This is a genomic window from Pseudomonas cuatrocienegasensis (genome assembly GCF_900110925.1).
GTDB classification, from domain to species: domain Bacteria; phylum Pseudomonadota; class Gammaproteobacteria; order Pseudomonadales; family Pseudomonadaceae; genus Aquipseudomonas; species Aquipseudomonas cuatrocienegasensis.
The window spans coordinates 1-26,831 of the sequence record NZ_FOFP01000014.1 but is presented as its reverse complement, the minus strand read 5'-3'; the positions used below and the strand labels follow the sequence as shown (position 1 = coordinate 26,831).

General features: G+C 59.7%; 29 protein-coding genes and 1 pseudogene. 16 read left to right on the top strand and 14 right to left on the bottom strand.

The window, feature by feature from the left end; all coding sequences use genetic code 11:
- Positions 1-12: 12 nt before the first annotated feature.
- Positions 13-936: a DMT family transporter gene (locus tag BMW49_RS17795; RefSeq protein WP_069519140.1), complete on the bottom strand. Its 924-nt coding sequence runs from the start codon at positions 934-936 to the stop codon at positions 13-15.
- A gap of 31 nt (positions 937-967) precedes the next feature.
- Entirely contained in the window at positions 968-1,168 is a 201-nt protein-coding gene (locus BMW49_RS25190) for a DUF1127 domain-containing protein (RefSeq protein ID WP_069519175.1), read from the bottom strand.
- A 132-nt stretch (positions 1,169-1,300) separates the two neighbouring features.
- Between BMW49_RS25190 and BMW49_RS17785 the strand changes: the two genes are divergently transcribed.
- On the top strand, positions 1,301-2,152 hold the full coding sequence (locus tag BMW49_RS17785) for a LysR substrate-binding domain-containing protein (protein ID WP_069519141.1): 852 nt from the start codon (positions 1,301-1,303) through the stop codon (positions 2,150-2,152).
- Between the two features lie 2 nt (positions 2,153-2,154).
- On the opposite strand, the gene BMW49_RS17780 is transcribed toward BMW49_RS17785, so the two are convergent.
- On the bottom strand, positions 2,155-2,910 hold the full coding sequence (locus BMW49_RS17780; protein WP_069519142.1) for a sulfite exporter TauE/SafE family protein: 756 nt from the start codon (positions 2,908-2,910) through the stop codon (positions 2,155-2,157).
- Between the two features lie 103 nt (positions 2,911-3,013).
- Between BMW49_RS17780 and BMW49_RS17775 the strand changes: the two genes are divergently transcribed.
- Positions 3,014-3,976, top strand: coding sequence for a LysR family transcriptional regulator (locus tag BMW49_RS17775; RefSeq protein WP_069519143.1), 963 nt, complete (start codon positions 3,014-3,016; stop codon positions 3,974-3,976).
- 482 nt (positions 3,977-4,458) lie between these two features.
- Positions 4,459-6,045: an ABC-F family ATPase gene (locus BMW49_RS17770; RefSeq protein WP_069519144.1), complete on the top strand. Its 1,587-nt coding sequence runs from the start codon at positions 4,459-4,461 to the stop codon at positions 6,043-6,045.
- A gap of 189 nt (positions 6,046-6,234) precedes the next feature.
- On the opposite strand, the gene thrH is transcribed toward BMW49_RS17770, so the two are convergent.
- A complete protein-coding gene (gene thrH / locus BMW49_RS17765; RefSeq protein ID WP_069519145.1) occupies positions 6,235-6,852 on the bottom strand; it encodes a bifunctional phosphoserine phosphatase/homoserine phosphotransferase ThrH in 618 nt (205 codons plus the stop codon).
- Positions 6,853-7,029: 177 nt separating this feature from the next.
- On the opposite strand from thrH, the gene BMW49_RS17760 reads away from it, so the two are divergent.
- A complete protein-coding gene (locus tag BMW49_RS17760; RefSeq protein ID WP_069519146.1) occupies positions 7,030-7,650 on the top strand; it encodes a phosphoadenosine phosphosulfate reductase domain-containing protein in 621 nt (206 codons plus the stop codon).
- Positions 7,651-7,956: 306 nt separating this feature from the next.
- Here the strand turns inward: BMW49_RS17760 and cysB are convergent, their stop codons facing one another.
- The 4 genes from cysB to BMW49_RS17740 form a co-directional block, all read right to left on the bottom strand.
- Positions 7,957-8,931, bottom strand: coding sequence for an HTH-type transcriptional regulator CysB (gene cysB / locus BMW49_RS17755; RefSeq protein WP_069519147.1), 975 nt, complete (start codon positions 8,929-8,931; stop codon positions 7,957-7,959).
- Between the two features lie 103 nt (positions 8,932-9,034).
- Positions 9,035-9,550 carry a universal stress protein gene (locus BMW49_RS17750; RefSeq protein WP_069519148.1) on the bottom strand — a complete coding sequence of 172 codons (516 nt, stop codon included), beginning with the start codon at positions 9,548-9,550 and terminating at the stop codon, positions 9,035-9,037.
- Positions 9,551-9,640: 90 nt separating this feature from the next.
- Positions 9,641-10,606: a putative 2-dehydropantoate 2-reductase gene (locus BMW49_RS17745; RefSeq protein WP_069519149.1), complete on the bottom strand. Its 966-nt coding sequence runs from the start codon at positions 10,604-10,606 to the stop codon at positions 9,641-9,643.
- Positions 10,606-10,926, bottom strand: a complete 321-nt coding sequence (locus BMW49_RS17740; RefSeq protein ID WP_244168371.1) for a YbbN family protein — start codon at positions 10,924-10,926, stop codon at positions 10,606-10,608. The genes BMW49_RS17745 and BMW49_RS17740 overlap by 1 nt, the downstream gene beginning before the upstream one ends.
- A 55-nt stretch (positions 10,927-10,981) precedes the next feature.
- Here BMW49_RS17740 and BMW49_RS17735 point away from each other — a divergent pair, with 55 nt between their 5' ends.
- The gene (locus BMW49_RS17735; protein WP_069519151.1) at positions 10,982-11,401 is read left to right on the top strand and encodes a PilZ domain-containing protein; all 420 of its coding nucleotides are present in this window, start codon (positions 10,982-10,984) and stop codon (positions 11,399-11,401) included.
- Positions 11,402-11,566: 165 nt separating this feature from the next.
- Complete coding sequence (locus tag BMW49_RS17730) at positions 11,567-12,640, top strand: 3-deoxy-7-phosphoheptulonate synthase (RefSeq protein WP_069519176.1); 1,074 nt, start codon at positions 11,567-11,569, stop codon at positions 12,638-12,640.
- 69 nt (positions 12,641-12,709) lie between these two features.
- Here BMW49_RS17730 and BMW49_RS17725 read toward each other — a convergent pair whose 3' ends face one another.
- From BMW49_RS17725 to BMW49_RS17715, 3 genes are all read right to left on the bottom strand, one after another.
- Positions 12,710-12,994, bottom strand: coding sequence for a GNAT family N-acetyltransferase (locus tag BMW49_RS17725; protein WP_069519152.1), 285 nt, complete (start codon positions 12,992-12,994; stop codon positions 12,710-12,712).
- Positions 12,995-13,027: 33 nt separating this feature from the next.
- On the bottom strand, positions 13,028-14,296 hold the full coding sequence (locus tag BMW49_RS17720; protein ID WP_069519153.1) for a hypothetical protein: 1,269 nt from the start codon (positions 14,294-14,296) through the stop codon (positions 13,028-13,030).
- A 68-nt stretch (positions 14,297-14,364) separates the two neighbouring features.
- Positions 14,365-15,741 carry a GntP family permease gene (locus BMW49_RS17715; RefSeq protein ID WP_069519154.1) on the bottom strand — a complete coding sequence of 459 codons (1,377 nt, stop codon included), beginning with the start codon at positions 15,739-15,741 and terminating at the stop codon, positions 14,365-14,367.
- 288 nt (positions 15,742-16,029) lie between these two features.
- Here BMW49_RS17715 and oprI point away from each other — a divergent pair, with 288 nt between their 5' ends.
- Entirely contained in the window at positions 16,030-16,281 is a 252-nt protein-coding gene (gene oprI, locus BMW49_RS17710; protein WP_069519155.1) for an outer membrane lipoprotei OprI, read from the top strand.
- A 97-nt stretch (positions 16,282-16,378) separates the two neighbouring features.
- Here the strand turns inward: oprI and BMW49_RS17705 are convergent, their stop codons facing one another.
- The 3 genes and pseudogenes from BMW49_RS17705 to BMW49_RS17695 form a co-directional block, all read right to left on the bottom strand.
- The gene (locus tag BMW49_RS17705; RefSeq protein WP_069519156.1) at positions 16,379-17,341 is read right to left on the bottom strand and encodes a L,D-transpeptidase family protein; all 963 of its coding nucleotides are present in this window, start codon (positions 17,339-17,341) and stop codon (positions 16,379-16,381) included.
- Positions 17,342-17,415: 74 nt separating this feature from the next.
- A complete protein-coding gene (locus BMW49_RS17700; RefSeq protein WP_069519157.1) occupies positions 17,416-17,697 on the bottom strand; it encodes a hypothetical protein in 282 nt (93 codons plus the stop codon).
- A 58-nt stretch (positions 17,698-17,755) separates the two neighbouring features.
- A pseudogene (locus BMW49_RS17695) lies at positions 17,756-18,046 on the bottom strand (SGNH/GDSL hydrolase family protein); the annotation flags it as partial.
- Positions 18,047-18,278: 232 nt separating this feature from the next.
- Here BMW49_RS17695 and BMW49_RS17690 point away from each other — a divergent pair.
- From BMW49_RS17690 to BMW49_RS17650, 9 genes are all read left to right on the top strand, one after another.
- Positions 18,279-19,595, top strand: coding sequence for a tyrosine-type recombinase/integrase (locus BMW49_RS17690; protein ID WP_167362818.1), 1,317 nt, complete (start codon positions 18,279-18,281; stop codon positions 19,593-19,595).
- Positions 19,592-20,887 carry a site-specific integrase gene (locus BMW49_RS17685; protein WP_069519160.1) on the top strand — a complete coding sequence of 432 codons (1,296 nt, stop codon included), beginning with the start codon at positions 19,592-19,594 and terminating at the stop codon, positions 20,885-20,887. Before BMW49_RS17690 ends, BMW49_RS17685 begins: the two co-directional genes overlap by 4 nt.
- Positions 20,884-21,120 (top strand): hypothetical protein, encoded by a 237-nt coding sequence (locus BMW49_RS17680; RefSeq protein ID WP_069519161.1) that lies wholly within the window; start codon positions 20,884-20,886, stop codon positions 21,118-21,120. The genes BMW49_RS17685 and BMW49_RS17680 overlap by 4 nt, the downstream gene beginning before the upstream one ends.
- 245 nt (positions 21,121-21,365) lie before the next feature.
- Positions 21,366-21,560 (top strand): hypothetical protein, encoded by a 195-nt coding sequence (locus BMW49_RS17675; protein ID WP_069519162.1) that lies wholly within the window; start codon positions 21,366-21,368, stop codon positions 21,558-21,560.
- Positions 21,557-21,736 (top strand): hypothetical protein, encoded by a 180-nt coding sequence (locus tag BMW49_RS17670; protein ID WP_069519163.1) that lies wholly within the window; start codon positions 21,557-21,559, stop codon positions 21,734-21,736. The genes BMW49_RS17675 and BMW49_RS17670 overlap by 4 nt, the downstream gene beginning before the upstream one ends.
- A gap of 51 nt (positions 21,737-21,787) precedes the next feature.
- Positions 21,788-22,156, top strand: a complete 369-nt coding sequence (locus tag BMW49_RS17665) for a BRO-N domain-containing protein (RefSeq protein WP_083251750.1) — start codon at positions 21,788-21,790, stop codon at positions 22,154-22,156.
- Between the two features lie 9 nt (positions 22,157-22,165).
- Positions 22,166-22,981 carry a hypothetical protein gene (locus tag BMW49_RS17660; RefSeq protein WP_069519165.1) on the top strand — a complete coding sequence of 272 codons (816 nt, stop codon included), beginning with the start codon at positions 22,166-22,168 and terminating at the stop codon, positions 22,979-22,981.
- Between the two features lie 63 nt (positions 22,982-23,044).
- Positions 23,045-23,875 (top strand): transglycosylase SLT domain-containing protein, encoded by an 831-nt coding sequence (locus BMW49_RS17655; protein ID WP_069519166.1) that lies wholly within the window; start codon positions 23,045-23,047, stop codon positions 23,873-23,875.
- 123 nt (positions 23,876-23,998) lie between these two features.
- The gene (locus BMW49_RS17650) at positions 23,999-26,740 is read left to right on the top strand and encodes a hypothetical protein (RefSeq protein WP_139205707.1); all 2,742 of its coding nucleotides are present in this window, start codon (positions 23,999-24,001) and stop codon (positions 26,738-26,740) included.
- The last annotated feature ends 91 nt before the right edge of the window (positions 26,741-26,831 follow it).

Here is a 26,831-nt window from a genome sequence, read left to right as displayed (position 1 = left end):
TGCCGCTGCGGATCATCGCCCACGCAGTTGCCTGCGCAGCCAGGCGTGGTTGCTCACCAGCATGATGCCGAGCAGCACCAGCACGGCGCCCACGACGAAGCTCAGGCTCAGGGGCTCATCGAGAATCAACACCCCGAATGTCACGCCGAACAACGGCGTCATAAAGGAAAACACCGCCATGTTCGAGGCCAGGTAGCGGCGCAGCAGCCAGAACCAGGCCAGGTAGCTGACAAAGGACACCAGCACGCCCTGCAGCAACACACTGCCGATACTGATCGGGGTCCAGCGGATCGGCCCCAGTTGGCCACTGATGGCGCAATAACCCAGGAGCAGCACGAAGGCCACGCCCAGTTGGTAGAACAGCGTCAGGGTTGGCGGCGCTTCAGACAAACGCGAGGCGCGCACTACCACCGTGGTCGCGCCCCAGGCCATGCCCGCAAGCAGCCCGAGGCCATCGCCGAGCAGTACTCGTCGGTCCATGCTGGACCAATCCGCACCCGCGCCAAAGGCCACGGCAATCCCCGCAAAGCACAACAGGATGCCCAGCCACTGCAGCACCCGCAGCCGCTCGCTGGGCAACAACAGGTGCAGGCCCAGCGCGGAGAAAATCGGCGCCGTGTAGAGAAACACCGCCATATGCGACGCCGAGGTGTACAGCAGCCCCCAGGCGATAAAGAAGAACTCCAGAGCGAACAGCGTCCCGGCCAGCACACCGCCGCGCCAGGTCAGCGCCAACCAACCCTGCCAGTCGCGCTGCCAGAGCATCAGCCCGCCCACCAGCAGCGCCGCGATGCCCGAGCGCAACGCCATCTGCAGCATGGGCGCGATATCCCCCGCCGCCAGCTTGATCGCCACCTGCTGCATGCCCCAGATGGCGCACAACACCAGCATGATCTGGAACAACGCGAGATCCGCGCCCTTGCGTACTGCCGTCATGCCCCATCCTTTGTCGTTATCAATTCACTCATCATCGCGCCATGGGATCATCCCAGAATGGCCGCTCGGTTTCCTGCTGCACATCCGCGCGGCTCAGGCCGAGGTCTTTCAAGGCCGCATCATCCAGGCATGCCAGGCGCCGACGTTGTTCTGCCAACTGCCACCAGCGCCGCAGCTGCCGCGCCACTGCACGCAAGCCGGCAAACGCACGGTCATTGCCTAGCGCCGTCATGGGGATCGGTTGTTCTGCTTTGCAACCATTCATCTCGTCGCCCTCCTTGTGGGTTGGCGACAGTCTTATCCCGGGCTTATGATCAATCCAACGAATGTTTCTTATGCCTTGCATCTTAAGGATTGATGACCCATGCAGCCCGCGAATATCGACAGCGAACTGTTGCGCACCTTCGTCGCCATCGCCGATTACGGCGGTTTTACCCGCGCGGCCGAGATGATCAACCGCACCCAGTCTGCGGTGAGCATGCAGATGAAGCGCCTCGAAGAAGACGTGCTGCGCAAGCCGCTGTTCAACCGCGAGGGGCGCCAAGTCAGCCTGACCGCCGAAGGGCAGATTTTGCTCGGCTATGCCCGGCGCATCCTCAAGCTGCACAGCGAGGTGCTCACCACCCTGCGCGAACCGCACATGGTCGGCACCGTGCGCATCGGCACCCCGGATGACTACGTGATGCGCTTTATGCAGCGCATCCTGGTGCACTTCGCCCAGTCCTATCCGCTGGTCCAGGTCGAGATGCACTGCGAGCCGTCGTTCGCCCTGCTGCAACGCCAGGACCTCGACCTGACCATCGTCACCCGCGAGCCGGGTACCGAGATCGGCCAGTTGCTGCGCAAGGAGTCGCTGGTCTGGGCCCAGGCACGCGACAGCCACCTGCATACCCAGTCCCCCCTGCCCCTGGCGATGTTCAACAGCCAGTGCTTTTGCCGCGCCTGGGCCTGCAACGCACTGGACGCCATGGGCCGCGACTACCGCATCGCCTACACCAGCCCCAGCCTGTCGGCGATCATGGCGGCGGTCAGCGCCGGCCTGGCGATCACCGCACAACTGCGCAGCCTGATCACCTCGGACCTGGCCATCGTGGGCGAGGAGGAAGGGCTGCCAGCCATGCCCATGGCCAGCATCGTCCTGCTACGCCGCGACAAGGGCCGCTCGCAGGTCATCGATACCCTGGCCGATGCCATCGTCGACGGTTTCAGTCGCTGAGCTCAGACCTCCAGTGACAGCAGCACTGCACAGATCATCAGGAAACCTGCAAACAGCATGCGCAGCACACGCTCCGGCAAGGCATGGGCGAATTTCACCCCCCAACTGATGCTTAGCAGGCCGCCAATGGCCAGGGGAATACCCAGCGCCCAATCGACATGATCGTGCAGTGCGTAGGTCACCAGGGTCACCCCGGTACTGGGCGCTGCCAGGGCCAGCGACAGGCCCTGGGCGACCACCTGACTGGTGCCGAACACGCTGGTCAGCACCGGCGTCGCCAGCACCGCACCGCCCACCCCGAACAACCCGCCGAGCAGCCCGGCGCCACTGCCCAGCAGGCCCAGCCAGGGCCAGGGGTAGCGCAGCGTATTGCCGCCACCGGCGTTGCGAAAAAACGCACGGGTAAAGTTGTATATCGCCAACGCCACGAGAAAGCCGATAAAGCCTACACGCATCCGCCCAGCATCCAGGGTCACGGCCCAGCCGGCACCGAGCATGGCAAATAGCAGGCTGGGACCAGCCAACATCAAGGCATGGCGCAGGTCGATGCGGTTGCGCTGGTGATAACGCCAGATCGCCAGCAAGACATTGGGCACCACCATCACCAGGGCTGTGCCTTGCGCCAACTGCTGATCAAGGCTGAACAGCACACCCAGCGCCGGAATAGCGATCAACCCGCCGCCGATGCCGAACAAACCGCCAAGCGTGCCCAGCAGCAGCCCCAATACCAGGTTCAAGGCAAAATCGAGCAGGTTCATCGAAGGGCTCCGCAGGGTGGGGGCGCCATCCTAACCAAGCCCGGCTGGCGCGGAAACGCACAGCCGCGCACAATGGCTATGCCTTTGACGCACAGCCATCGCCATGAACCCCGATATTCTCACCGAACAACTCGAACTGTTTCTTGCCGTACTCGACAGCGGCAGCTTCTCCGCTGCCGCGCGGCACCGCCCGCTGACGCCCTCGGCCGTGGCACGGCGTATCGATGCTCTGGAACGCGCGCTGGGCAGCCGCTTGTTCAGCCGCACCACCCACGCGGTGCGGGTTACCCCGGCGGGCCTGGCGTTCGCCGAACGGGCCCGGCGCATCCTCGCCGAACTGCACCTGGCCCGCGCCGAAGCCGTGTCGCTGAGCAGCGCCCCCGAAGGGTTGATCCGCGTGGATGCACCCTCGCCGTTCGGCCGTCGCCACCTGGCCCCGGCAATCGCCGACTTTCTCGCCGCCAACCCCGGCCTGGATGTGCAGCTGCGGCTGATCGACAGCTTTATCGACCTGCACGGCGACCACCTCGGTGAGGTCGACCTGGTTCTGCGCATCGGCCCGCTGCCCGACAGCCGCCTGGTGGCCACGCCGCTGGCCTCGATGACCCGCATCGTGGTCGCCAGCCCCGACTACCTGCGCCGCCGTGGCATGCCACGCAGCCCGCTGGACATGGACCAACACGATGGCCTGGACTGGGACAGCCTGGCGCCGCCCTACGCCTGGCGCTTCGAGGTCGATGGGCGCTTGCAGCTGTGCAAACCCAAGCGCCTGCGCATGACCACCAACAATGCCGAAACCCTGCTGTTCAGCGCCGTCGCCGGCCTCGGCCTGGCCCACCTGCCGACCTGGCTGTGCAGCGAGCAGTTGCTGCGCGGCGAGCTGCTGCCGCTGTTCTGCGAACAGGGCCTGCCTGCCACCGAGCCTGTGAGCATCTACGCCCTGCGCCTGGAGCGCGAAGAAAGCTCCCGCACCCACCTGCTGCTGAGCTTTCTCAAGCAGCGCTTCGGCTTTCCGCCGCCGTGGGATCAGGCCCTGCAGGCGCGCTTGCCAGCGGCCCAGGCGTAACGCCTGGTAGGGTGCGCCGCGCCACCAAGAGACTGCTGCCTGCGCCGGTGCTCACGGCTCCAGCGTAAAGCAGCACCTGAACGCCACACAAAACCAGGTCCTTGCCAGTCTGGAGCGGTAAACCGCTAAAGCACCACGAAAACCTCCCAGTGCACCTACCCACCAGCTGTACTTTCTCCTTCCATCAATCGCGCGCGTGCTGTGGATCATGTAGCCAAGTGTTACCATTGCACCCTTTCGCGCCGCCAGATGCCCTTGGGCACGCCAGAACGTCGGCGGCAAGAAGCCAAACACTCCTTCTGTACCTGCGCTTGTCAACATGCCTTGCTCATGCTGGCCGGAGCGTTATGTGCAGACGGGGTGCCGGCCTGAACCAACTGCGGCGAAGCTCGCTGCTAGCTGGCCCAGGCGGTGAAACCCAGCTGGCTCCAGCTGGCCCACCGCCTACAGAACACCTCTAAACCTATTGATTGGTAAGTACCTTGATTTCCACAGCTAATATCACGATGCAGTTCGGTGCCAAGCCGCTGTTTGAGAACGTGTCCGTTAAGTTCAACAACGGCAACCGCTACGGCCTGATCGGCGCCAATGGCTGCGGCAAGTCGACGTTTATGAAAATCCTTGGCGGCGATCTGGAGCCATCTGGCGGCCAGGTGATGCTCGAGCCGAACGTGCGCCTGGGTAAATTGCGCCAGGACCAGTTCGCCTACGAAACCTTCAACGTGATCGACACCGTGATCATGGGTCACGAGGAGCTGTGGAAGGTCAAGGCCGAGCGCGACCGTATCTACTCCCTGGCGGAGATGAGCGAAGAAGACGGCATGAAAGTCGGCGAGCTGGAAGGTGAGTTCGCCGAGATGGACGGCTACACCGCCGAGTCCCGTGCGGGCGAGCTGCTGCTCGGCCTGGGTATTCCGCTGGAGCAGCATTTCGGCCCGATGAGCGAAGTCGCTCCTGGCTGGAAACTGCGTGTACTGCTGGCCCAGGCGCTGTTCTCTGATCCGGACGTGCTGCTGCTCGACGAGCCGACCAACCACCTGGATATCAACACCATCCGCTGGCTGGAAACGATTCTGACGGCGCGTAACAGCACCATGATCATCATTTCCCACGACCGTCACTTCCTCAACTCGGTCTGCACCCACATGGCCGACCTGGATTACGGCGAGCTGCGCCTGTTCCCGGGTAACTACGACGAGTACATGACCGCCGCGACCCAGTCGCGCGAGCAGTTGTTGTCGGATAACGCCAAGAAGAAGGCGCAGATTTCCGAGCTGCAAAGCTTCGTCAGCCGCTTCTCAGCCAACGCCTCGAAAGCCAAGCAAGCCACGTCGCGCGCCAAGCAGATCGACAAGATCCAGCTGGCCGAGGTCAAGCCATCGAGCCGCGTCAGCCCGTTTATCCGCTTCGAGCAGAACAAAAAGCTGCATCGCCAGGCGGTGATGATCGAAAAAATGGCCAAGGGCTTCGACGGCAAGACGCTGTTCGAGAACTTCAGCTTCCAGGTTGAAGCGGGCGAGCGCGTGGCGATCATCGGCCCCAACGGTATCGGCAAGACCACCCTGCTGCGTACCCTGGTCGGCGAACTGAAGCCAGACGCCGGTAGCGTTAAATGGACCGACAGCGCGGAAGTCGGTTACTACGCCCAGGACCACGCCCACGACTTTGAAGACGACGTGACCCTGTTCGACTGGATGAGCCAGTGGACTCAGGGCGAGCAGATGGTGCGCGGCACCCTCGGGCGCATGCTGTTTTCCAACGACGAGATCCTCAAGTCGGTCAAGGTCATCTCCGGTGGTGAGCAAGGCCGCATGCTGTTCGGCAAGCTGATCGTGCAAAAACCCAACGTACTGGTGATGGACGAACCGACCAACCACCTGGACATGGAATCCATCGAGTCGCTTAACCTGGCGCTGGAGAACTACCCAGGTACGCTGATCTTCGTCAGCCATGACCGCGAGTTCGTTGGCTCCCTGGCCACGCGCATCATCGAGCTATCGGCCAATGGCATCACCGACTTCAGCGGCACCTACGATGACTACCTGCGCAGCCAGGGTGTGATCGTCTGACACCCTGACTGAGACAAAAAAAGCCCGCGATGATCGCGGGCTTTTTTTGTAGGCGCAGTGTTGCGCTCAGGTGCTGGCGCTTACGTAGGGTGCGCCGTGCCCACCGCGGCGCAGGTTGCAGACGCTTGGTGCGCGCACCCTACTCTGCGACTCGTGCCGCTCGTCCCCATGCAACACGCTGGCGCCTTGCTACAGGCTCAGCGGGCGGTTCGACGCCTTGAGGAACTCCTGCTTCAGGTCAGCGAAGGTATGCACGGCCGGGAACTGCGGGAACTCGCGGATCACATTGTCCGGCGCATGGAACAGGATGCCGGCATGGGCCTCGCTGAGCATGGTGGTGTCGTTATACGAATCACCGGCGGCAATCACCCGGTAATACAGGCTCTTGAACGCGATGACCGACTGACGCTTGGGGTCTTTCTGGCGCAGCTGGTAGCTCACCACACGGTCGCTGTCATCGGTGATCAGCTTGTGGCACAGCAGCGTGGGGAAGCCCAGCTGGCGCATCAGCGGCTGGGAGAACTCGTAGAAGGTGTCGGAGAGAATCACCACCTGGAAGCGCTCGCGCAGCCAGTCGACGAACTCCACCGCACCCTCCAGTGGCTTGAGCGTTGCAATGACTTCTTGAATATCGCGCAGCTTCAGGCCGTGCTCGTCGAGGATACGCAGGCGCTGCTGCATCAGCACGTCGTAGTCGGGAATGTCCCGGGTGGTCGCCTTGAGGGCGTCGATGCCGGTTTTTTCCGCGAAGGCGATCCAGATTTCCGGGACCAGAACACCTTCCAGGTCGAGACACGCGATTTCCACAGGCCATTCCTCGATTGAGCGTAAAAGAAGCCGGCACTCTAGCGGCTCGCCAGAAGCAGCGCAACGCAAGGCTTATAGCTAAAACACGCAGTAGAAAGGGGTATTAGTTATTTAGCCGTATAACTGGTGTTTGCTACCATCGGCGGCCTCACGCACCCACGACCTGGAGTCCTCGCCATGGATCTCGACCTGGATACGCTCAACGCCGAATTCGCCAACCAGCCGCAAAAATTGGTCGAGTGGGCCATTGGCCTGGGCAAGCCCGCCATCTGCACCACCAACTTCCGCCCCTTCGAGGCGGTGATCCTGCATATGGTGACCCAGGTGCAACCTGACCTGCCGATCGTCTGGATGGACAGCGGCTACAACACCGAGGCCACCTACCGTTTTGCCGATGAAGTAGCCCGCACGCTCAACCTCAACCTGATCACCTACCTGCCCAAACGCTCGCGTGCCCACCGCGAAGCGCTGGATGGCCCCGTACCAGGCCTGGATGACCCGCGCCACGCCGCCTTCACCGAGGAAGTGAAACTCGAACCCTTCGCCCGCGCCCTGCGTGAGACGGCGCCGGGCGTGTGGTTTACCGCACTGCGCGCCACGGACACCGCAGTGCGTGCGCAGATGGAGCCGATCAGCATCAATCCCGACGGTCTGATCAAGGTCGCGCCCCTGCTGCAGTGGTCGTCCAAAGACCTCTACGAGTATCTGGTCGCCCACAACTTGCCGAACAACTTCGACTATTTCGACCCAACCAAGGGCGAAGACAACCGCGAGTGCGGCCTGCACATCAACCACTGAGTCACCAGTGGCAGAGCAGAAACGAACATGGCGCCCTCAGGCGCCATGTTGCGTTACAGACTTTGTTTGGCTATGTCCCTATTGACTGTCGCAGCGCTGATTAGGCGTGTGTAGGAGCGAATTTATTCGCGATCATCCTTGATCGCGGCTAAAGCGGAGCGCCGCCCGGCCTCACCTACGCGACCTGGCATTGACCGACATTTGATGCGTATCGCGACCCTGGCCTTTATTCGCGATTGCGCCGTGATCATCGCGAATAAATTCGCTCCTACGGGCTGTACAGCCAACTGGGACGTAGCCTTTGCTTTAGTACGTCGGCAGGTCCACGCCGTGAAACAGATCTTCGAGCTCCGACTTGTTGTGGCACTGCACAGCTTTGGCGAGCATGTCACGGGTCAGGTGCGGGGCGAACTTCTCGATGAACTCGCACATGAAGCCGCGCAGGAAGGTGCCACGGCGAAAGCCGATCTTGGTCACGCTCGACTCGAACAGATCACTGGCATCAAGCACCACCAGGTCCGGGTCAAGCTTGGCATCGACGGCCATGCGCGCCACGATGCCGACCCCCAGGCCCAACCGCACATAGGTTTTGATTACGTCGGCATCCGCCGCAGTGAACACCACCTTGGGCGTCAGCCCGCGATGACTGAAGGCCTCATCGAGCTTGGAGCGACCGGTGAAGCCAAACACGTAGGTCACGATCGAGTATTCGGCCAGCGCCTCCAGGGTCAGCTTCGGTAGCTTCGCCAGGGGGTGACCTTGCGGCACAACCACGCAGCGATTCCAGCGATAGCACGGCATCATCACCAGGTCATTGAACAGCTCCAGACCTTCGGTGGCGATGGCGAAATCCACCGTGCCATCGGCGGCCATCTCGGCAATCTGCATCGGCGTGCCCTGGTGCATGTGCAGGGCCACATCGGGGTATTGCTGGATAAAGCTGCTGATCACCGGCGGCAGTGCATAGCGCGCCTGGGTATGGGTAGTGGCGATGGACAGCGTGCCTTTGCGCTCGTTGGAGAACTCCTGAGCAATCTGCTTGATGCTTTCGACCTTGCGCAAAATCTCGCCGGCAGTCGTGATGATACGTTCGCCGGCCGGGGTCACGCGGGTCAGGTGTTTGCCGCTGCGGGCGAAGACTTCGACCCCCAGCTCGTCTTCAAGCAGGCGGATCTGTTTGCTGATACCGGGTTGCGAGGTGTAGAGGCTTTGCGCCGTGGCAGATACGTTGAGATCGTGGTGAGCAACCTCCCAGATATAGCGCAATTGCTGCAGCTTCATATGAAACCCTCACAAGCAGATAAGGTGGGCCACAAGCGGCGGCCACATATAACCATATTAATGGTTTATTACATCAATCTAGACGATTTTCTAAAAACCATCGCTATTCTTTTTTACCCGGGATTTCACCGCGGCTGCGGTGCTGCAGCATCGGCACCAGGTATACGGGCACATCGGAAAGTTGTACCAGGCGCGCGGCGGTGCGCCCGAGGGGAATATCCAGTTCGCCGCCATGGCTGTGGCTGCCCACCACCAACAGGTCTACGCCCAGCGCCTGCATCTCTTCGAGGATAACCAGCGGCGGGTCGCCTTGCAGCACGCGCACCGCACGGATCAGTTCGAGGTCCTGATGGGATTCGCCCAATTCATCACGAAACCCTTCCAGTACACGGCTCTCGATACTCGACATCACCGTACTGAGGCCAGTGCTACGCAACTCTTCCAGACGCTCTTGATCGACATAGGTCTGTAACACCGACTCGGCAAACAGCCCCATGGGCTCGACCGCATGGACGACGTACAAGCCGGCGTTGTAAGCGCGACAAAGCGACAAGGCATGTTGCAGTACATAGGGTGCGTACAACCCCAGATCGGTGGCGTAGAGAATCGAACGAATCATGCGGTATCCCTCGACAACATTACGCGGTAGACCTCGACTGAGCTTAGCAGCGCCGTCGACAAATCAACTGGGAACCCGTGCTATTTCGCCTCACATTCCGTGGCTGGTATTGCGCCGATCCAGAAAGCGCAGCGCTTGATACAACGCTTCTACTCTCGGCATAGAGCAGCCGGCTGAGGCAGCTTCAGCGAGTGGCGCCGCGTAAATGGCTTGCAACTCCAGCGGCCGGCGCAAGGCGAAATCGTGATACATGCTCGGCAAGTAGTCCGGCATGCGCTCGGTCGTACGCAAGAGCTTGGCCGGGTAATCATCCGGCAGTCGATAACCGCAAACCATCGCCCCTTGCGCCACTTCCTGCATGATGGCTTCGATCAGCGCCCGGCTGCCCTCATCACTCATTAATCCAGTGGTGCCGGCCCCTAACAACACCGACAAACCGTTATAAGGCACGTTCCATACCAGCTTCTGCCAGCGGGCCTGGCCCAACTCGCTCATGGCGGTGGAATCCAGGCCGGCCTCGATAAACAACTGCGCGCCCGCCTCAACCAGCGCCTGCCGAGCACCAGGATCTGCCGATGAGCCGGAATGGTAGCCGAGATTGACGGCACCGAGCGCCTGATGCTCGACCACACCTGGGGCGCTGCGGTGTACACAAATGAAGCACAGGCCGCCCAGCAGGTGCAGGTTCGCTGGCAACAACGTGCGCACCTCGTCCTCTACACCCAGGCCGTTCTGCAACAGCACGACCTTGGCATCGGGCGCAGCGGCCTCAATGATCAAGGGTGCCAGTTCCTGATTACTGGTGGCTTTGGCGCCTACCAGCAACCAGTCGCATGGCGGCATCTGTGAGGCCTGGGTATAAGCCTGGACTTCACGCAGGTGGATGTCACCGTGGACAGCACTGTTGACGCGCAGACCGTTGCTGGCGACCGCATCGTATTCACTGCGCAGCAGAAAATGCACGTCGAAACCGGCACGGGCCAGCATCACACCGTAGAAACCACCGATTGCACCGGTACCGATTATGCCGATACGCGGCCTGGCCAATGTAGACATCAGGGAAGCTCCTCTGCCGGGCGGGCCAGCGCCTCACCTACGGCCTTGCTCAGTTCGGGGGCACTCAGACGTGCGTGCAGCGCCCCATGGAAATAGCCGTCACGCACAACAAACAGTGCCGGCAAGTGAAACACCTCGTAGCGCTGCACCAGCCCAGGGCTCTCACCGGCATCGATCCAGGCCAAATGGCTGACGGGAAGCAACATGCTCGGCAGACGCTGTCGGGCGAAGCGGCAATGCGCACAGCCCTGGCTGACGAACACCAACAGTGTTGTGCCGCCAAGGGCCAGTAGCTGGTGGTCAGCATCAAAATCGGACAAGAACAGCTCAATCACTATACTGATGTCACTTTAGTGGCGTGAGGCGAAATCAATCATGCGGCGTTTCCTGCGGCACCCCAGCACTATGCCCGTCCAGTTGGTACTGCGCAAACGCCCCTGGCTTGACGCCCAGCGGCTCAATGACATCAGCCTCGGTGGCGTCGCCTGTCACTGTGTGAAGCGCTTTCGGCGCGGTACACAGGTGCAGATGCGCGTCCCCCTGCTCGGCCAGCAGGCACAGTGCAATGGCGTCGTGGCGTGGTGTAGCAAACAGGCCGACAGTTACCTCGTGGGTATCGCCTTTCTCGATGAGGACACCCTGTTTCGCGCCCGCATGGTCGAGCAACTTTGTCAGATCGAGGTCTACCGACGTGAACGGGAGCAGGAAATGGGCTGTTCGCTGAGCATGGAGGTAGTCGCCGCCGAATGGATAAGCACCCATGCCGAGGCGTATTCGCGCGCCAGCCTGATGTAAAAGCTGGTACGCCCTGGGGATTAACGACCTTAGACCCATTGCCCAGGCGCCGCCTACAGGCTAAGGTTCGGCATCCCCGCTGTGCTCATACTGCTGTGCTCCGCCACACGGGGCTCGCTGGCGGCCGGCACCCGTGACCTGACGACCTACCTGATGACTAGCACGATGGCTGATTTACCGATCGACGATCTGAACGTTGCCTCTAACGAGACGCTGATCACCCCTGCTCAACTCAAGCGTGAAATTCCTCTGACCGCAGCTGCCCATGACACAGTCGCAACGGGCCGCCAGGTGGTGCGCGACATTCTCGACGGCAAGGATCATCGCCTGTTCGTGGTGGTTGGCCCCTGCTCGATCCATGACATCAAGGCTGCCCATGAGTATGCCGAGCGCCTGAAGGTGCTGGCGGCAGAGGTGTCCGACACCCTGTATCTGGTTATGCGCGTGTATTTTGAAAAACCACGCACCACCGTGGGTTGGAAGGGGCTGATCAACGACCCCTACCTGGATGACTCCTTCAAGATTCAGGACGGCCTGCACATCGGCCGCACGTTGCTGCGCGACCTGGCCGAAATGGGCCTGCCGACGGCCACCGAAGCCCTCGACCCGATTTCCCCGCAGTACCTGCAGGACCTGATCAGCTGGTCGGCCATCGGAGCTCGCACCACCGAATCCCAGACACACCGGGAAATGGCCTCCGGCCTCTCCTCTGCTGTCGGCTTCAAGAATGGCACCGACGGCGGCCTGACCGTGGCGATCAACGCGCTGCAGTCGGTGTCCAGCCCGCACCGCTTCCTTGGCATCAACCAGGAAGGTGGCGTGTCGATCGTCACCACCAAGGGCAACGCCTACGGCCACGTGGTGCTGCGCGGCGGCAATGGCAAGCCCAACTATGACTCGGTCAGCGTGGCGCTCTGCGAGCAGGCGCTGCACAAGGCCGGCATTCGCCCGAACATCATGGTCGATTGCAGCCACGCCAACTCCAACAAGGACCCGGCTCTGCAACCACTGGTCATGGAAAACGTGGCCAACCAGATTCTCGAAGGCAACCAGTCGATTGTCGGCCTGATGGTCGAGAGCCACCTGGGCTGGGGCAGCCAGTCGATTCCCAAAGACCTGGCGCAACTGCAGTATGGCGTATCCATCACCGATGCCTGCATCGACTGGGAAAGCACAGAAAAGACCCTGCGCGGCATGCATGCCAAGCTCAAGGATGTACTGCCCGCCCGTCGCCGTTAAGTGACAGGCAGGCATGAAAAAGCCGGGACTTAGCCCGGCTTTTTCATGCCTGCGATAGCGCGCTTTAGCTTACTCGCTGTCAGGCGCTTCGCCAGGGCGTCGCTCCATATAGCGCTCCACGTAGGAACATGAAGGAATCACCGTGTAGCCCATACGCTCGGCGTACTGCAGCGCATGCTCGGTCAACGCCGCAGCGATCCCCCGCCCGCGTAGCGAGCTGGGCACGAAGGTGCGGTAGATATCCAGGGTCTGCTTGCCCAGGTCCATGTAAGCCAGGTAAGCCCGATCCCCTTCTACGGTGGTCTCGAACTGATGACCGGCCTGGTCATGGTGAATGGTTAACGCGTCGCTCATTACTACTCCTCTAGACGCTTGCTTCAGCCTTGGTCAGAACTGCACACGCACCTGAGAAATCTTCTCCAGGCGCAAGGACATCTCGGCAGTTCCGTTACCGCCTTGGAGGCTGAGGTAAGCTTTGTCGTTCATTATTCTTGTCAGTACGCCCTGATAATACATGCCATCGAAGGTGACGAAACGCAGTCGTTTGCCTACGTGCTGCGGCAGGCTCTGTACAGTCACGAAACGCTCGGCTGCCGGCTGCACTGTCGACGGGGTTTCGCCGCCCTCTGGTGGCTGCGCGGTCACAGTAGTTTGTACCGCTGCGAGCGGATCAACCCAGGCAAAGCCAAGGGACTCGACCAGCGTCTGATTCACTAGGACCGTGGGCCGCATCATCGTCAACACATCCTGCGCATCGAAGAACTGCAGCCCATCCCAGACCATTCCCTCGCTTGGTTCGAGCTCGACACGCAGCGACTGAGGGTCCGCCAGGTAGCGGCCGTAGGCCTGAAGAACCGACTCATTGAGGGCGATACGCTGCAAACGCAACACCCGATCAAACTGTGCCAGGGCCAGCTGCAGATAGGCGTCGTGTTCCACGCCCTGTTTATTCGCGCAATAGCTTTGCATCCTGCGCAGGTACTGATTGTCCGTAACCTCGACCGACACACGCTTCAGGCGTGGCGGGTTGGCGCGTAGGTCATGCGGCCGCTCCGGCATGTTCATCACCAGCATGCCCAAGCGCATCGCCCCCATCTCATGGGTGTCGCTGGTCATATTCAGATTGAGGGTCTGCGCACCCGGCTGAAAGGTGTAGGAGAACTGCACATCGCTTTCAACGCTGTGGTACCCCATATCCTGCAGTTCGCTGACACCAATGTGGCGGACGCTGCCACAACGCACTTCACTCATGGCCGAGGCCAGGCTGCGCTCACCGGGCGGCATGTACAGCGCCTGCATGATCGGGCCGTGCAGGTCCAGCGTCAGCCCTTCGAGGCGGATACTCATCTGCTCCGGCAGTTTGTGTTCAGCCAGGCGCTCCTTGAAACTCAGCAACTCGCCCAGGCCTGAAAATATCAACTCGGCGTGAGCCACCTGCACACGATCGGCGATTGCAGGAATGCGGATCTCGACCCCCTCCAGCCCCACCCGTCCGTTAAATGAAGAGGTGATGCCGTCGTAGCGCAGTTCCATCAGTGGCGCGAGCGTGGTGCTGACATCGCTCATGATCGAGCGGACCGACAGCCACAACGACACCTTGATCAGCAAGGCGATCGCAACGACCCCCAATAGCCCCCATTTGATCAGTTTCAGCATGCTCACATCCTTGAATAAGCCATTGGGCGGCGCAGAGCGTAGCAGCCGGCAAGCCTTTTGCTAAGCCGTCAGAGCACACTTAATACGGCGATGCAGGCCAGCACGGCCACGACCGGGATCAGCACGGTCACCACAAAGATGTCCTTGTAAGCCTGACGGTGGGTCAGGCCCATGATCATCAGCATGGCGATAACGGCGCCACAATGGGGCAGCGAATCAAGGCCGCCCGCGGCGATATTGGCGATGCGGTGCAATACTTCGGGCTCGACCCCCATCGCAAGATACTGAGGCGCGAGGGTCTGCATGAATATCTGCAAGCCCCCCGAAGAGGAGCCGACGATGCCTGACACCACGCTGACCGAGGTGAAAATCGACAGCAGCGGCGGCAGATCAATACTCAGCACCCACTGCGCAAATTGACCAAAACCGGCCGTCTTGGTTACCACGCCACCAAAACCGATCACTGCAGCCGTACTCAACAGCGGCATGATCGAATCATCGGCGCCCTGCCCCAGCACCTGCAGCGTATTGCGGCGTAACACCGGAAACAGCACGATCGCCACCGCTGTGGCGATCACCAACGCCAAACTTGGCCAGAGAATCGGCTGAGTCTGACTTAGCGTAACCAGTGCCCCGAGCGTGCCTTGCCCTGGGCTGGCCAGACCTGTCGCGAGCAGCGCCCGTGGCAGCATGATGACGCCCAGCACCACCACAATAGGCACGATGGCCAGACCCCAGTGCGGGCCAGCGCCGGGGGTGCCGGCCATCTGCTCCATACGCAGATCCTGCGCATTGGCTTCGAAGCCTTCGCCGCGCACCCGCGCCAGCCGCCATTCACGCTGTACGTAGGCCATGCCAAGCACGATCATGATGGCGCTGGCCAGCAAACCGATCCAGGCGCCGGCAAACAGGTCGGTACCCAGCGCGCTGGCGGCGATGACGTTATGGATGGACGGTGTGCCTGGCAGGGCTGTCATGGTGAAAGTGCCCGCCCCCAATGCCACCGCCGCACAAAATAGTCGCTTGGGCAGGTTGGCCTCACGCATCAGGGTGATGCCCAGGGGGTACATGGTGAAAATCACCACGAAGACCACAACGCCGCCGTAGGTCAGGACCGCGCACACCAGCATCGCCACCCACAGGGTGCGAGCCGTGCCGAGCCCACCAATGATCGCCTGGGCGATGCTGTTGGCCGCCTGGCTGGCCGCCATGACCTTGCCGAAAATCGCGCCGCACAGAAACAGCACGAAGAACTTGCCGGCAAAGGTAAAGGCCCCCAGCGGCCCGAACGGAAAGAACTCCAGCAATGCCTTGTCCAGCGCCAGAGCATTAGTGGCCGCGACAATCAATGAGCTGGCCAATACTGCAAGAAAGATGTTCACCCCACGCAGGGCCAATATCACCAACAAAACCAACCCTGCCAATAATCCCAGATTGCCCAACATAGCCCGCCCCTCTTTTTATTAGTTATTCGCCCGGACCTGCCGAGTATGCGTTGAGTATCACTCAGAGCCCTTGCACTCGTCGCTTGGCCGCTTCGGCAAGTAAGATTCTGTATGTTTTTTAAGCAATCCAAGGGCCGTACGCCCCCAGATGCCAGAGGCGTTGAAAAAAAGTTCGCTACCTTGCGCCGCCCGAGTTTACTTACTACAAGTTATGAGTAGTATGTACGCCGGCTTATTTCCCAGTTGGGAAATTGCTTTTATGGAAAACACCACCCCAAGGGGAACACGATGAACAACGTTCTGAAATTCTCTGCTCTGGCTCTGGCCGCAGTTCTGGCTACCGGTTGCAGCAGCATCTCCAAAGAAACCGAAGCTCGCCTGACTGCTACCGAAGACGCAGCAGCCCGCGCTCAAGCCCGTGCCGACGAAGCCTATCGCAAGGCTGATGAAGCAATGGCTGCCGCTCAGAAGGCTCAGCAGACCGCTGACGAAGCCAACGAGCGCGCTCTGCGTATGCTGGAAAAAGCCAGCCGCAAGTAATAGCTCAAAAAGCTGCTACAAAAAAGCCGATCCAGCAATGGATCGGCTTTTTTATTACCCGCTATTCACGGGGCAACGCCCCGCGAACAAAACCCGCTTAGAAGACTTCGGGGATTACCGTACCAACCGCCATTGGCTCGCGCGGCTCGGCAATTTCCACCGGCAGGCCGTCCTCGGCGGCGACCACCTCACGGACCACATCCCAGTCCAGGCTCAACTGGTTTGACTCATTACGCTTAAGCAGCGCATTGATAACTGCAGCATGTTTGTCGACGATCGAAGGAGCCCCCTCGTCATCCAATGGAGCATGGGCCTCCAGATAAACTTTGCCGTTGCTGATACCAAACTTGTAGGGCTCATTGATGATCCGCACCGAGGTCCCCACCGGCACCATGTCAGCCAATGCCAGCACATTGTGGTTGAGCATGCGGAAACAGCCGTGGCTAACCCGCATGCCGATACCGAACTTCTTGTTCGAGCCATGGATCAGGTAACCCGGTACAGACAAGGTCATCTTGTAAGGCCCCAGCGGGTTATCCGGACCTGGCGGTACATATTTCGGCAAAGGATCACCGTCGGCCGCATGCTCATCACGGATCGATTGCGGCGGGTACCAACCGGGGTTGGGCGTCTTGGCCGTAATCCGTGCATGCGCGACCGGCGAACTCCAGCCCTCGCGACCGATGCCCAGTGGGTAGGTGTGCACCACATTGCGGTCTTTCGGGTAGTAGTAAAGGCGGTACTCCGCCAGGTTGATCACAATACCTTCACGCGGCCCTGGCGGCAGAATAAAGCGCGTCGGCAGGATGACTTCGGTGCCCTCACCGGGCAGCCAGGGATCGACACCCGGGTTGGCCACAACCATCTCGAGATAACCCAGATCATTGGCGGTGCCCAGATCGGCAAAGGTGTCCTCGTACTTGGCCTGGATCACTCGGACTTCGCCGACGATGTCTTCGCCAGGAGGCGGCAAGGGAAGCTCAAGAGCCTCGACCGCCCCAGCAGCGAACAGGGCACTAAGGGAAAGACAGCGGGCGACGGTAACGGAGCGCGACAACATCCGATAATCCTTGGAGTAGAACTGAGGTAATGCGCCGATTGTACACGGCGTCGAATCCGTTCGGGAGGCCCTGCTCAGGCCTGCGGCCAGATACCATGCAGGCCGCGGCGCTGTGCCTCAAGCGTGGCGGCGCAGGCCGGGCACAGGCGTTTGTCACGCAGCAGCGCGCGGTCGACCTGGCGCCACAGCGGCTGGGCCGGCAGCAAGCCGCCGCACAGGGTACGGTCCGCGAAGCCGCCCAATTCCAGCTGCCGAGCGACCAGGTGCACACGTACTTCACGGCAGGCGAACAGGTCCAACTGCTCGTCGGGCTCGATCAGTTGATAGGCATGCAGGGACCAAGTAGGACGGGGCATCGACGGCTCCAAAACGGGGGCGCCACATTAGCCGAAAGACCGTCGCTGGAAAAGCCTCTCAGAGCAGCGGCTCAAGCGCCGGCCAGGCATTCTCGAGCAAGCGCTCCTGGGCAGCGAGCGCCGGATGGATACCATCCTCCTGCATCATTTCCGGAACACCGCCAACGCCCTCGAGAAAGAAGGGCACGAGGGGCACCTTCTGCGCCTCGGCGACTGCCTTGAAGGTCTGGGCAAAAGCGGTGATATAGCGCTCGCCATAGTTCGGCGGCAGCAACATGCCAAGCAGCAGAACCTTAGCCCCTGCCTCTTGTGACTGACGAACCATGGACGCAAGATTCTGTTGCAATTGCACATGAAGGACAGGAACCCCATAAACTCAAGGGTTCCAGCCAATGACCATCAAATCGAGTGCCCAAAGTGACACAAGTCTGTTACAAACCGCGCCGCCCAGACTGACCACTCAGCTCGCTAAGCCTTGGCACTACAGGCGCAACGGGCGCTATTACCTTCGTTTCAGGCCCCGAAACCAAACAGCGGGGGTCTTCACGATCTCACTTCGTACCACTGACAGAACCATAGCCATGGAAATCTCAAGCAACATCCAGCGGGCACTTGCCTACTTTCATCTTGGGAACCCCGAGGCTACCTGGGATGAGCTAAAGACGCGGCTGCTGGCCATAACCCAGGAGTGCCTTGAGGTCACCCACGGGGACATAGGGTCCGACCTCACGCACAGTGAGTTCTACCGAGAAATGTATGGCGCCCTGAAAGAGTTCAGCAAGCAGGGAACCCTGAGCCTTGCACAGACCCGAGCGCTTTCTATCGGTCAAAGCGTCATGGCAGCAGCAAACGCGCGACTTGAGGGCCGTCCTGGGGCACTGGTTACGATCATTGATAAGATAAATCATATTCAACCAATCGATAGAGGAAATGATGCGCGTCTATCCCTATCTGTAGGCGCACCTCAAGACCCCCTGAGTTGGGACGAGCTGTCCAGCCTCTACATGGCGGAACACAGCATCAACCTCAAGGGAAGCAGCGGGAAAGCCGCTATTACCGCCCATACGGTCATTGGTCGCGCCTTCACAGCCATCGGAGTGACAGACCTTCGGGTGCACACTCGTGAGGACATGGCGGCACTCAGGGCCAAACTACTGGAAGGCCGTAAGGCGTCCACCGTGAACAACCTATTGGCCAAGCTTCGGGCGGTTATGACCTGGGCAGTTCGGGCGGAAAAGCTCGCCAAGCAACACACGGATAAACTCAAGCTCACCAAGGGCGCAGATAGCGAGCGTGTGACATTCACTCGGGAACAAGTCGTAACCCTGATGACTCACGCCCACGCCCTGCCCTCAGCTTCCTGGGAGCGCTGGACGTTATCTCTTCTGGCCGTCACTGGGGCTCGTATCGGTGAAATCAGTTACCTGACCAAGGCAGACATCAAGCAGTCAGCGGGTCTGTGGTGTATCGACATCAACGAAGATGAAGACGGTAAGTCCATCAAGAACAAGCACAGCAAACGCCTCGTGCCTCTCGTGGATGGAGCCCTCGAGTTCAACCTGTCGGAGTTCCTTGAGGCTGTCCAAGCGGGTGCCCTGCCCTCTGACCATGGCATCCAACCGGACAAAGCCAGCAAGCGACTCAACCAGATGGTCAAGGATGTCCTGGGGAACAGCAAAGGCGAGAACCAGACACTGCATTCGCTGCGTCACCACCTAATTTCCTCAATGCAGGAGGCAGGCGTCCCTGTGGCGTTCGCGCAGGCAGCCGCTGGCCAGTCGTCGGGCACCATCGCATACGACAACTACGGCTCAGGCGCGCCGATTCAACGGGTTTACGAAGCAATCAAGCAAGGTCTTTTGGGCAACCTCACTGGCATCGAGGGGAAAGCTCAATGAATGCCTTCGTCACTGTAAGCGCTGAAGCTGCGGCACTAAGGGCCAGCTATGACGCTGAAGGGATGTCCAATCCTATCGGCATATTCATCTGCCCACACTGCCATCAGGCCGCTGATGTTGAGTATGAAAAGCCCTGGACCGACTTCCCCAGCGGGGCAGAACCATATACCTGCACTCATCCTGTAGATGCGGCGCGGTGCTTTCGATGCAAGCAGGTGTCTTTCTGGCTCATGGTTGACTTCGATCTACACAATAACGATGGGCGGGACTGGCGGGACTTCCCGCGAAAGCTGCTATGGCCACTCACTGAATGCCCACCTCGACCACAAGAGGTGAAACCTGTATTGGCGTCTGTGGAAGCCCCAAAGTCAGCGCCTAAGGCTGTGACCCTCAGCTACCTTGCGGCACTGTACCTCGCAGAACGGCAAGACCAGATGAAGCCTGCTTCCCTGCGTGACATGAAGAGCGCCTGTAAGACCCTCTCAGCGGCACTCACTGACTCCACCGGCCAGGAGCTGGACCTTAAGACCCACACTCGGGAAGACATGACGACCCTTAAGGCCAAGCTTATGGAAGGTCGTAAGCCGCTCACCGTGAACAAGCTACTAACTCGTCTATCAACGATATTGACCTGGGCGGTGAACAGCGGGTATCTCGAAAAGACCTACAACAAGGGCCTGAAGATCACTAAGGGGGCTGAGAGTGGCCGTAAGGCGTTCACACCAGCACAGGTAACGAAGGTGATGGAAGCCATGGGGCAGCTCCCAGAAGACTCGTGGAAGCGCTGGGCGATGTCCCTGGGTGTCATCACAGGGGCTCGCATTGGGGAGGTCTTTCAGTTGACCAAGGAGGATGTTCGCAAAGTGGGTGACGTTGTTGTTATCGACCTTAACGAGACCGGGAACAAGTCACTGAAGAACAAGCACTCGACTCGCATAGTGCCCTTGGTGGATGGAGCCTATGGGTTCGACCTACAGGCGTTCCTTCGGTTCGTTGAGTCCTGCACCGATAAGCTGTTTGACCGTGTTAGTCACAACTTCACTCGGGTGCTCAATGAGACCCTACGGGATATCGTTGGGGTCGAGTCCGGTGAGGGGCTTACGTTCCACTCCTTGCGGCACTCCTTGGCGTCCCTGATGAAACACAACGGCATTCAGGTAAGCATCGTCCAAGACATCCTGGGGCACAGCTCACAGACGATCACCTTCGACCTTTACGGGGGCGATATGCGTCTGGCTATTGGGAAACTCGAAGCGGCGTTAAGGGATTCCTTCGCGGTGGCTACCGTATGAATCAGTCAACCTTAGGTAACCGATTGCTGGCCCTGGCGGACATCCTTATTAAGGGCATCTCGTTTCTGCTGGTGCTCTTCTTGATTGCCTTGATGATCCTCGGGGCACCAATGATGATGCTTGCCGGGGTCGCCATGCTAACGGCTGTGCTCAACTGGCCGCTGATGGCCTACAGACGAAAGCAGATTGGTAATGCCTGGCCGAAGCAGGGAAGCGAGAGAAGGCCGCGATGAGCCTATTTGGAAACCAGTCGGGGCATGGAGTGAATCGACCGGTCGACCAAGGAGCGAACTGATGGACCCGTCTCTAAGCGATTTCCTGTGGGTAATAGGATGCAGCATTGTCCTGGGAGTGGTCCTATGGGACTCCGATTGGAAGCGCCGTCTACTTGAGACCCACCACGAGAAGGCCGCGCGCGGCGCAGAAGTGAAGAAGCGTCAGCAATAACCAACAGGGTCGGGTCGACCCTTTTTATTGCATGGTCCCAAAGACCACCCAAGGCCAGCTCCAGGGCCACGAGATCAAATCCACCTTTCACCAACCCACTGGCGACGAAGAGCTGACCTATAGCCTCGACACCGGGTGCATGGGGACTCTCACGGTCACCATCGGCGCCACCCAGTACGTCTACAAGCTCGTGGACATCGTGGGTCGCGTGGAGGTGGCACTGTGAAGGTCGAGAAAATGCGCTTTGAGAAGAGAAACTTCATGGGCATCGAACTGGATGTCCTCGTGGGTCACCCTGAGCATGATCTGATCTTTGTGGCTACGCAGGTGGCTACCGCATCTGGTCTGGCTAACCCTCGCCAGTCTGTGCGCAATGGCCGCAGGCTGCACGGATCAGGGTAATCCCTAAAGACACTTGTACATCTTGAGTGTACAAGTCTCCCCACGGACGGCCTGGGCCGGCGCTTAAAATCAAACACTGTGCTGTTCACGGAGTCCGAGGTTTACCGGATGCTGCTGAGCGGCCACGCTCCACAGTCCGAGCCCTTCCGCAAGTGGGTCACCGAGGAAGTCCTTCCGTCGATCCGTAAGACCGGTAAGTTCAACGCTGAGGACTCCCAGAACCCAATCGCCCAGGGAATCATGGACGAACTGAAGTCTCTACGCGGCGAGATTGTGTCCCTACGCCAGGAACTCCAAGCGAAGACCTTTAGCCTTGCAGCTCCCGTGGTTCCTGAGGTCAGCCCTTATGAAGGGCATCTCGGATGCTTGTTGCCGACAAATGCGCGCCGTATGCTGGCTCTTACTCAGAAGCCCACGTAAGGGAATCGCATGGCTATCACAAATTTAGATAAGTACAAAGCAGACTTGGACGACCTAATCGCTCGTGGAAGACGAGTACATGACTGCCTTCTAAATCAAACAATGCCAGGGCAATTCAAGGAAATAGCGATGAGTCGACACATAGGCGACTCTAATAAGGCCAACGAGTACATAGATGGCCTCCCCCTATTTCGCTACGTCTACCAGCAGTGGTACTCAGAAGCACTCGCACTCGTTAAGCAGCTGCTGCCCGACAGGCTTGGGGACTTCACGCGCCTCTACGACAAGCCTAAAACCCGCAAAAGCCTTGACTTCGAGAGTTACCGGATCGAAGACGCTATACAAGGTATACAAACCACACGGGGTGGTCAGGTGATAGCTGACGCGAGTGCCGCGATAACCCTACTCGATGCTCAAATTGCAATAGTCAAGTCGATCAAACAGCGCTTTACCAGCTCACTTTTTGACATAAAACTGCTCGTTCAAGCCGACCTTTTCGATTCAGAGTTGGAGGCAGCACGGGAGCTGCTCAAGCACAAATTTACGCGTGCAGCTGGTGCAATTGCCGGTGTTGTCCTTGAAAAACATCTCGGCCAAGTCTGCGAAAACCATGGAATAAAGATAGCCAAAAAGCATCCAACCATCTCGGACTTCAACGAGGCTTTGAAGGCTGCGAGTGTGATTGACGTGGCTCAATGGCGCTTCCACCAACATCTGGGTGACATACGAAATAACTGTGACCATAGCAAGGAATCTGAGCCAACTCAGGAGCAGGTCAAAGACCTGATCGATGGCGTGGCCAAGGTCTCGAAAACTATTTTCTAACGTGGGATGAACAAAACCCCTCACTGGCAGGCACACACGCCAACTCACGCCAGGAGGTGAACCATGCAACAGCCCAACGACTACGCCAAGATCAAAGCCGAAGGGGGTCCTTACGACTCCCTGATTCAAACCGCAGCGGCAACACACGGGGTCTCCTACGACCTCCTGCACAAGCAGCTCTTTAAGGAATCCTCGTTCAACCCTAACGCGCAGAGCCCTACGGGGCCTCGTGGCATCGGGCAGTTCACTAAGCACACCGGGCTTGCCTACGGCCTGGAACGAGATGAAGACTTCTACGACCCCGCCAAGTCCATCGACGCAGCCGCTCGGTACATGCGGGACAACATCAAGATTGCCGGTGGTGACGAACTCAAGGCACTCCTACTGTACAACCAAGGGGGTGGCCGAGTGGGCCGCAAGCAGCTCGAAGCGTATGACCGTGGGGACTTCACCGGGGTTTCCCCTGAGGGCCTGGGTTACCTTCAGGCGCTTATGGATGTCACCAACACAGGCAAGAAGGCTGAGCTGGATGCCTTCGTAAAGCCAGACGGCGGCTTTGAGGCACCCGCTGGTATTGAAGCAACACCTAAGGCTGTCCCAGGGAACGTACCGGACACCTTCGCCTCCTTTGGGATGACCGGTAAGGACATCGCGCCCAAAGCAACACCCTTCGCCCAGGAGCTGTATGCGACCACTGGGAAGACCGACGATGAAGACCGTGGGTTCTTCGAGGGGGCCGGTAATAACGCCTCGGTAGAACTCCAGACCTCCGTGTTGGGCATGATGATCCGTGCGGTGAATGAAGCCCCCGTCGAGGCTGACTTCATGCAGACCTATACAGTCGTTCAGGACCTCTTCAATGATCCGTTCGACATGGGCCGCTTGAGTGACTAGCAAGACGAGGATTACGACAAGCTGCGCTCCTCGGGCCTGGCCCCTCAGTATTACGATGTGGTCCTTCGCGGCTACCGTAGGAACTTCGATCAGAATCTGGCCCTCGCTATGGAGAACCAGAAGATGGCCGAAAGCACCCAAGGTGATCGCATGGGTGCGGCCCTTGTGGGTGGCCTCGGTGCTGCCCTGGGCGATCCCTACTCCCTCGTGAATCCCGCCAAGGGTGCAGCGGGGAACCTGGGGTCCCGCCTTCTGGGTGGTGCGGCTGCTGGTGGCATCATCGGGGGCCTCTCGGAACAGAGTGCCGCCAAGGTGTCAGGCCGCGAGGAACACCTGGGGATGGCCATTGCGGGTGGTGCTGCCTTCGGCGGTACGCTCAATGGGCTCCTCGGGGCTCGGCCTAATACCCCTGCCTCGTGGGAACTGCCGAGTGATGCGCCCCCAGTTGATACCCCTGAGTTTGCCCCAATTGACTTCATGGCTCCCCATGACTTCCAGTCCCTGCTAAATGGGTCCACTCAGCGTCTACAGAACCGCGAGAAAGCGCGCTTGGAGGGCCTGGATGAAGACCCCGCAGCTATGCCATTCCGTGAGGGCGAAGAGGTCAAGCAGGGGCCAGCCGGGGATTACCTCGATGTTCCCTGGGACCCGGACGCAGCCCGTACCATGGACGGTTCGATCCTCAGCGGTGGCAACCCGATAAACCCAAAGACCGTTGAGACCTTCGCGGAACTCCAGGCCGAGAACCCTCGGGCCGCTGGTGGTTTCACTATGGGTAGCCTCACAGAGATCGGCTTACGGCTGGGTCGTTCCAAGGTCGAGGAAACTCGGGCGTTAGCTCGGGACCTCTTCAGGTCTTCCACGGGTTATCAGGATGGTTCAAATGGGAAGTTTGGGGCGACCGCCTCGGACATCGCGGAACGCCTTCGCAGTCAGGACAACGTGGTCCACAACAAGCTGTCCGAAGGCTTCGATGAGGCCCTGAAGGACCCCTTCTGGCGTGGCCAGCGGATGACCAAGGGTGCCAAGCAGGAGCTTATCAGTCGTCGCGTAGTGGAGGCCCTGGAAGCCCAGCAACCAGCCAAGCTGACACCACCTGAGATGAAGTTGCTGGAAGAGCTGCGTACCCACATGAATCAAAAGTGGGACTACATCACCAACCCGGCACAGTTCGGAGACCTCCGCGCTAAGGCCCTACTGGAGGACTCCCGGCACTTCTCCTCGTACTTCCCGCAGCGGTACAGCACCACGGCGAAGCACCAGGCGATCCAGAGGTTCGGCGGTGAGGAGGGTCTACAGCAGGCAATCGCTCACTCGTGGATGGCGTCGTATATGAGCCGTCCCCATGTGAAACAGCGGGTGGACAAGATGATCCAAGAGGGCTTTGAGAAGGCCAACAAGGGTAACCCTGAGGCCAAGCCACTGACCCCTGAGGACCTTCAAGCAGCAGTCGAGAAGTACGCCAATGACAAGGCGTATGGCATCAGTCACACCAACCGGTTCACCGCCAGCTCGCTTGTAGAGGAACATTTGAAGGATGGTGCCGGCCTGGAGAACAACGACTACCTCGAAGCGCGGAACCTCTTTGATTCTGATATGACCATCCAAGCGCCTGACGGTGGGATGTTCTCTGTGAACGACCTTCGGGACTTCAACCTCCTTCGGGTGGTCCCACAGTACGACCGCAGGGTGAACGGTGACATCGCCATCATGGGTGGCACCGGGAAGACCACGAAGGAACTGAAGAACCTCGTCAACGGGATGCGCCAAAAGGCTGGCCCTGGGAAGGACATAATGGAGACTGACGCCCTTCTCGATGCGATCAAGATGCTTACCGGGCGTGCTCGTAGAGACCCTGATGATGCGTGGGCAACCTTGGCGCGGTCCCTGAATGATGTCGGCTTCATGACGAAGAACGCCTACATGGGTGTGCAGAACATCACTGAGGCCGCGTCGTTGATCGTTAAGGGTCACCAGCGGATGCTTCTTAAAGGCATCCCGTTGCTCAAGAAGTGGTCCACGGCAGACGCTCGGCTTGAGCCTGACGACATCAAGCAGATGCACGGCTTGTTGTTCGGTAAGGAGCTGGATGACCTCATCAGGCCAGACCGTCAGGACCTCGTGGACAGCCTTCGGCAGAACAGCAATGAGCTGATGTCCCAGGTGGCAGGCTCCATCAAAGCAGGTACGGGGTTCCTGGCTGCTAATTCGCCATTCACTTGGGTGCTTAGGGAGTCCGGTAACTACCTCATGGATGCCGGTCGCCAGGGTGCCCTCGTGGACCTCATCGATCACACGTTGAATGGCAAGGTGACTGACCTGTTCAGCCCTGAGCGTCTGCGCTCTGCCTCGATTTCCCCTGAGCAATTCAAGGGGATACAGGACCTCATCAAGGCCCACTTCAAGCAGGACAAGAAGTCAGGCAAGTGGCGCATTCAGAACCCCGAGGGGCTGGCCTCAGATGTCCGCTCTATGGACCTCTACCGGCTCGGGGATCGTGTGGCAGATGAAACCATGCTGCGCCCCCATAAGATGTCCTATGCGCCCTCTAAGCAGTACGGGGCGGGCTGGGCGATGGCCCTTCAGTTCAAGATGTTTGTCTTGAGGAGCCTCAATGGCCGTGGGGCTCGTGGTTGGATGGAGGCAACCCGCAACGGGCAAGTCCTCGACCAGACCATGCAAGTGGTTATCTCGGTGGGCCTGGCCACAGCGTTCTATTACGCAAGCGCTCACACGAAGGCTATGGGTATGCCTGAGCGAGCCCGTAAGAAGTACCTGGAGAAGGCGTTGAGCGACAACATGCTGGCCTATGCGGCGATCTCAAGGAGTTCGCACATTGGGGCACCGCTAAGCGTGGCCAACTGACCTTGCCCCCGAAATACGTACCCCATAGCCCGTGTCATGGGTTGGTTTTTTGAAGCTGTGAAGCGTGCCAACTATGTTCGTATTGCGTTGG

Coding starts and splice junctions, on each gene's coding strand:
- BMW49_RS17795 (WP_069519140.1), bottom strand. CDS start 936: ATGACGGCAGTACGCAAGGGCGCGGATCTCGCGTTGTTCCAGATCATG.
- BMW49_RS25190 (WP_069519175.1), bottom strand. CDS start 1,168: ATGACGGCGCTAGGCAATGACCGTGCGTTTGCCGGCTTGCGTGCAGTG.
- BMW49_RS17785 (WP_069519141.1), top strand. CDS start 1,301: ATGCAGCCCGCGAATATCGACAGCGAACTGTTGCGCACCTTCGTCGCC.
- BMW49_RS17780 (WP_069519142.1), bottom strand. CDS start 2,910: ATGAACCTGCTCGATTTTGCCTTGAACCTGGTATTGGGGCTGCTGCTG.
- BMW49_RS17775 (WP_069519143.1), top strand. CDS start 3,014: ATGAACCCCGATATTCTCACCGAACAACTCGAACTGTTTCTTGCCGTA.
- BMW49_RS17760 (WP_069519146.1), top strand. CDS start 7,030: ATGGATCTCGACCTGGATACGCTCAACGCCGAATTCGCCAACCAGCCG.
- cysB (WP_069519147.1), bottom strand. CDS start 8,931: ATGAAGCTGCAGCAATTGCGCTATATCTGGGAGGTTGCTCACCACGAT.
- BMW49_RS17750 (WP_069519148.1), bottom strand. CDS start 9,550: ATGATTCGTTCGATTCTCTACGCCACCGATCTGGGGTTGTACGCACCC.
- BMW49_RS17745 (WP_069519149.1), bottom strand. CDS start 10,606: ATGTCTACATTGGCCAGGCCGCGTATCGGCATAATCGGTACCGGTGCA.
- BMW49_RS17735 (WP_069519151.1), top strand. CDS start 10,982: ATGCGGCGTTTCCTGCGGCACCCCAGCACTATGCCCGTCCAGTTGGTA.
- BMW49_RS17730 (WP_069519176.1), top strand. CDS start 11,567: ATGGCTGATTTACCGATCGACGATCTGAACGTTGCCTCTAACGAGACG.
- BMW49_RS17725 (WP_069519152.1), bottom strand. CDS start 12,994: ATGAGCGACGCGTTAACCATTCACCATGACCAGGCCGGTCATCAGTTC.
- BMW49_RS17720 (WP_069519153.1), bottom strand. CDS start 14,296: ATGCTGAAACTGATCAAATGGGGGCTATTGGGGGTCGTTGCGATCGCC.
- BMW49_RS17715 (WP_069519154.1), bottom strand. CDS start 15,741: ATGTTGGGCAATCTGGGATTATTGGCAGGGTTGGTTTTGTTGGTGATA.
- oprI (WP_069519155.1), top strand. CDS start 16,030: ATGAACAACGTTCTGAAATTCTCTGCTCTGGCTCTGGCCGCAGTTCTG.
- BMW49_RS17705 (WP_069519156.1), bottom strand. CDS start 17,341: ATGTTGTCGCGCTCCGTTACCGTCGCCCGCTGTCTTTCCCTTAGTGCC.
- BMW49_RS17700 (WP_069519157.1), bottom strand. CDS start 17,697: ATGCCCCGTCCTACTTGGTCCCTGCATGCCTATCAACTGATCGAGCCC.
- BMW49_RS17690 (WP_167362818.1), top strand. CDS start 18,279: ATGGAAATCTCAAGCAACATCCAGCGGGCACTTGCCTACTTTCATCTT.
- BMW49_RS17685 (WP_069519160.1), top strand. CDS start 19,592: ATGAATGCCTTCGTCACTGTAAGCGCTGAAGCTGCGGCACTAAGGGCC.
- BMW49_RS17680 (WP_069519161.1), top strand. CDS start 20,884: ATGAATCAGTCAACCTTAGGTAACCGATTGCTGGCCCTGGCGGACATC.
- BMW49_RS17675 (WP_069519162.1), top strand. CDS start 21,366: ATGGTCCCAAAGACCACCCAAGGCCAGCTCCAGGGCCACGAGATCAAA.
- BMW49_RS17660 (WP_069519165.1), top strand. CDS start 22,166: ATGGCTATCACAAATTTAGATAAGTACAAAGCAGACTTGGACGACCTA.
- BMW49_RS17655 (WP_069519166.1), top strand. CDS start 23,045: ATGCAACAGCCCAACGACTACGCCAAGATCAAAGCCGAAGGGGGTCCT.
- BMW49_RS17650 (WP_139205707.1), top strand. CDS start 23,999: ATGGCCGAAAGCACCCAAGGTGATCGCATGGGTGCGGCCCTTGTGGGT.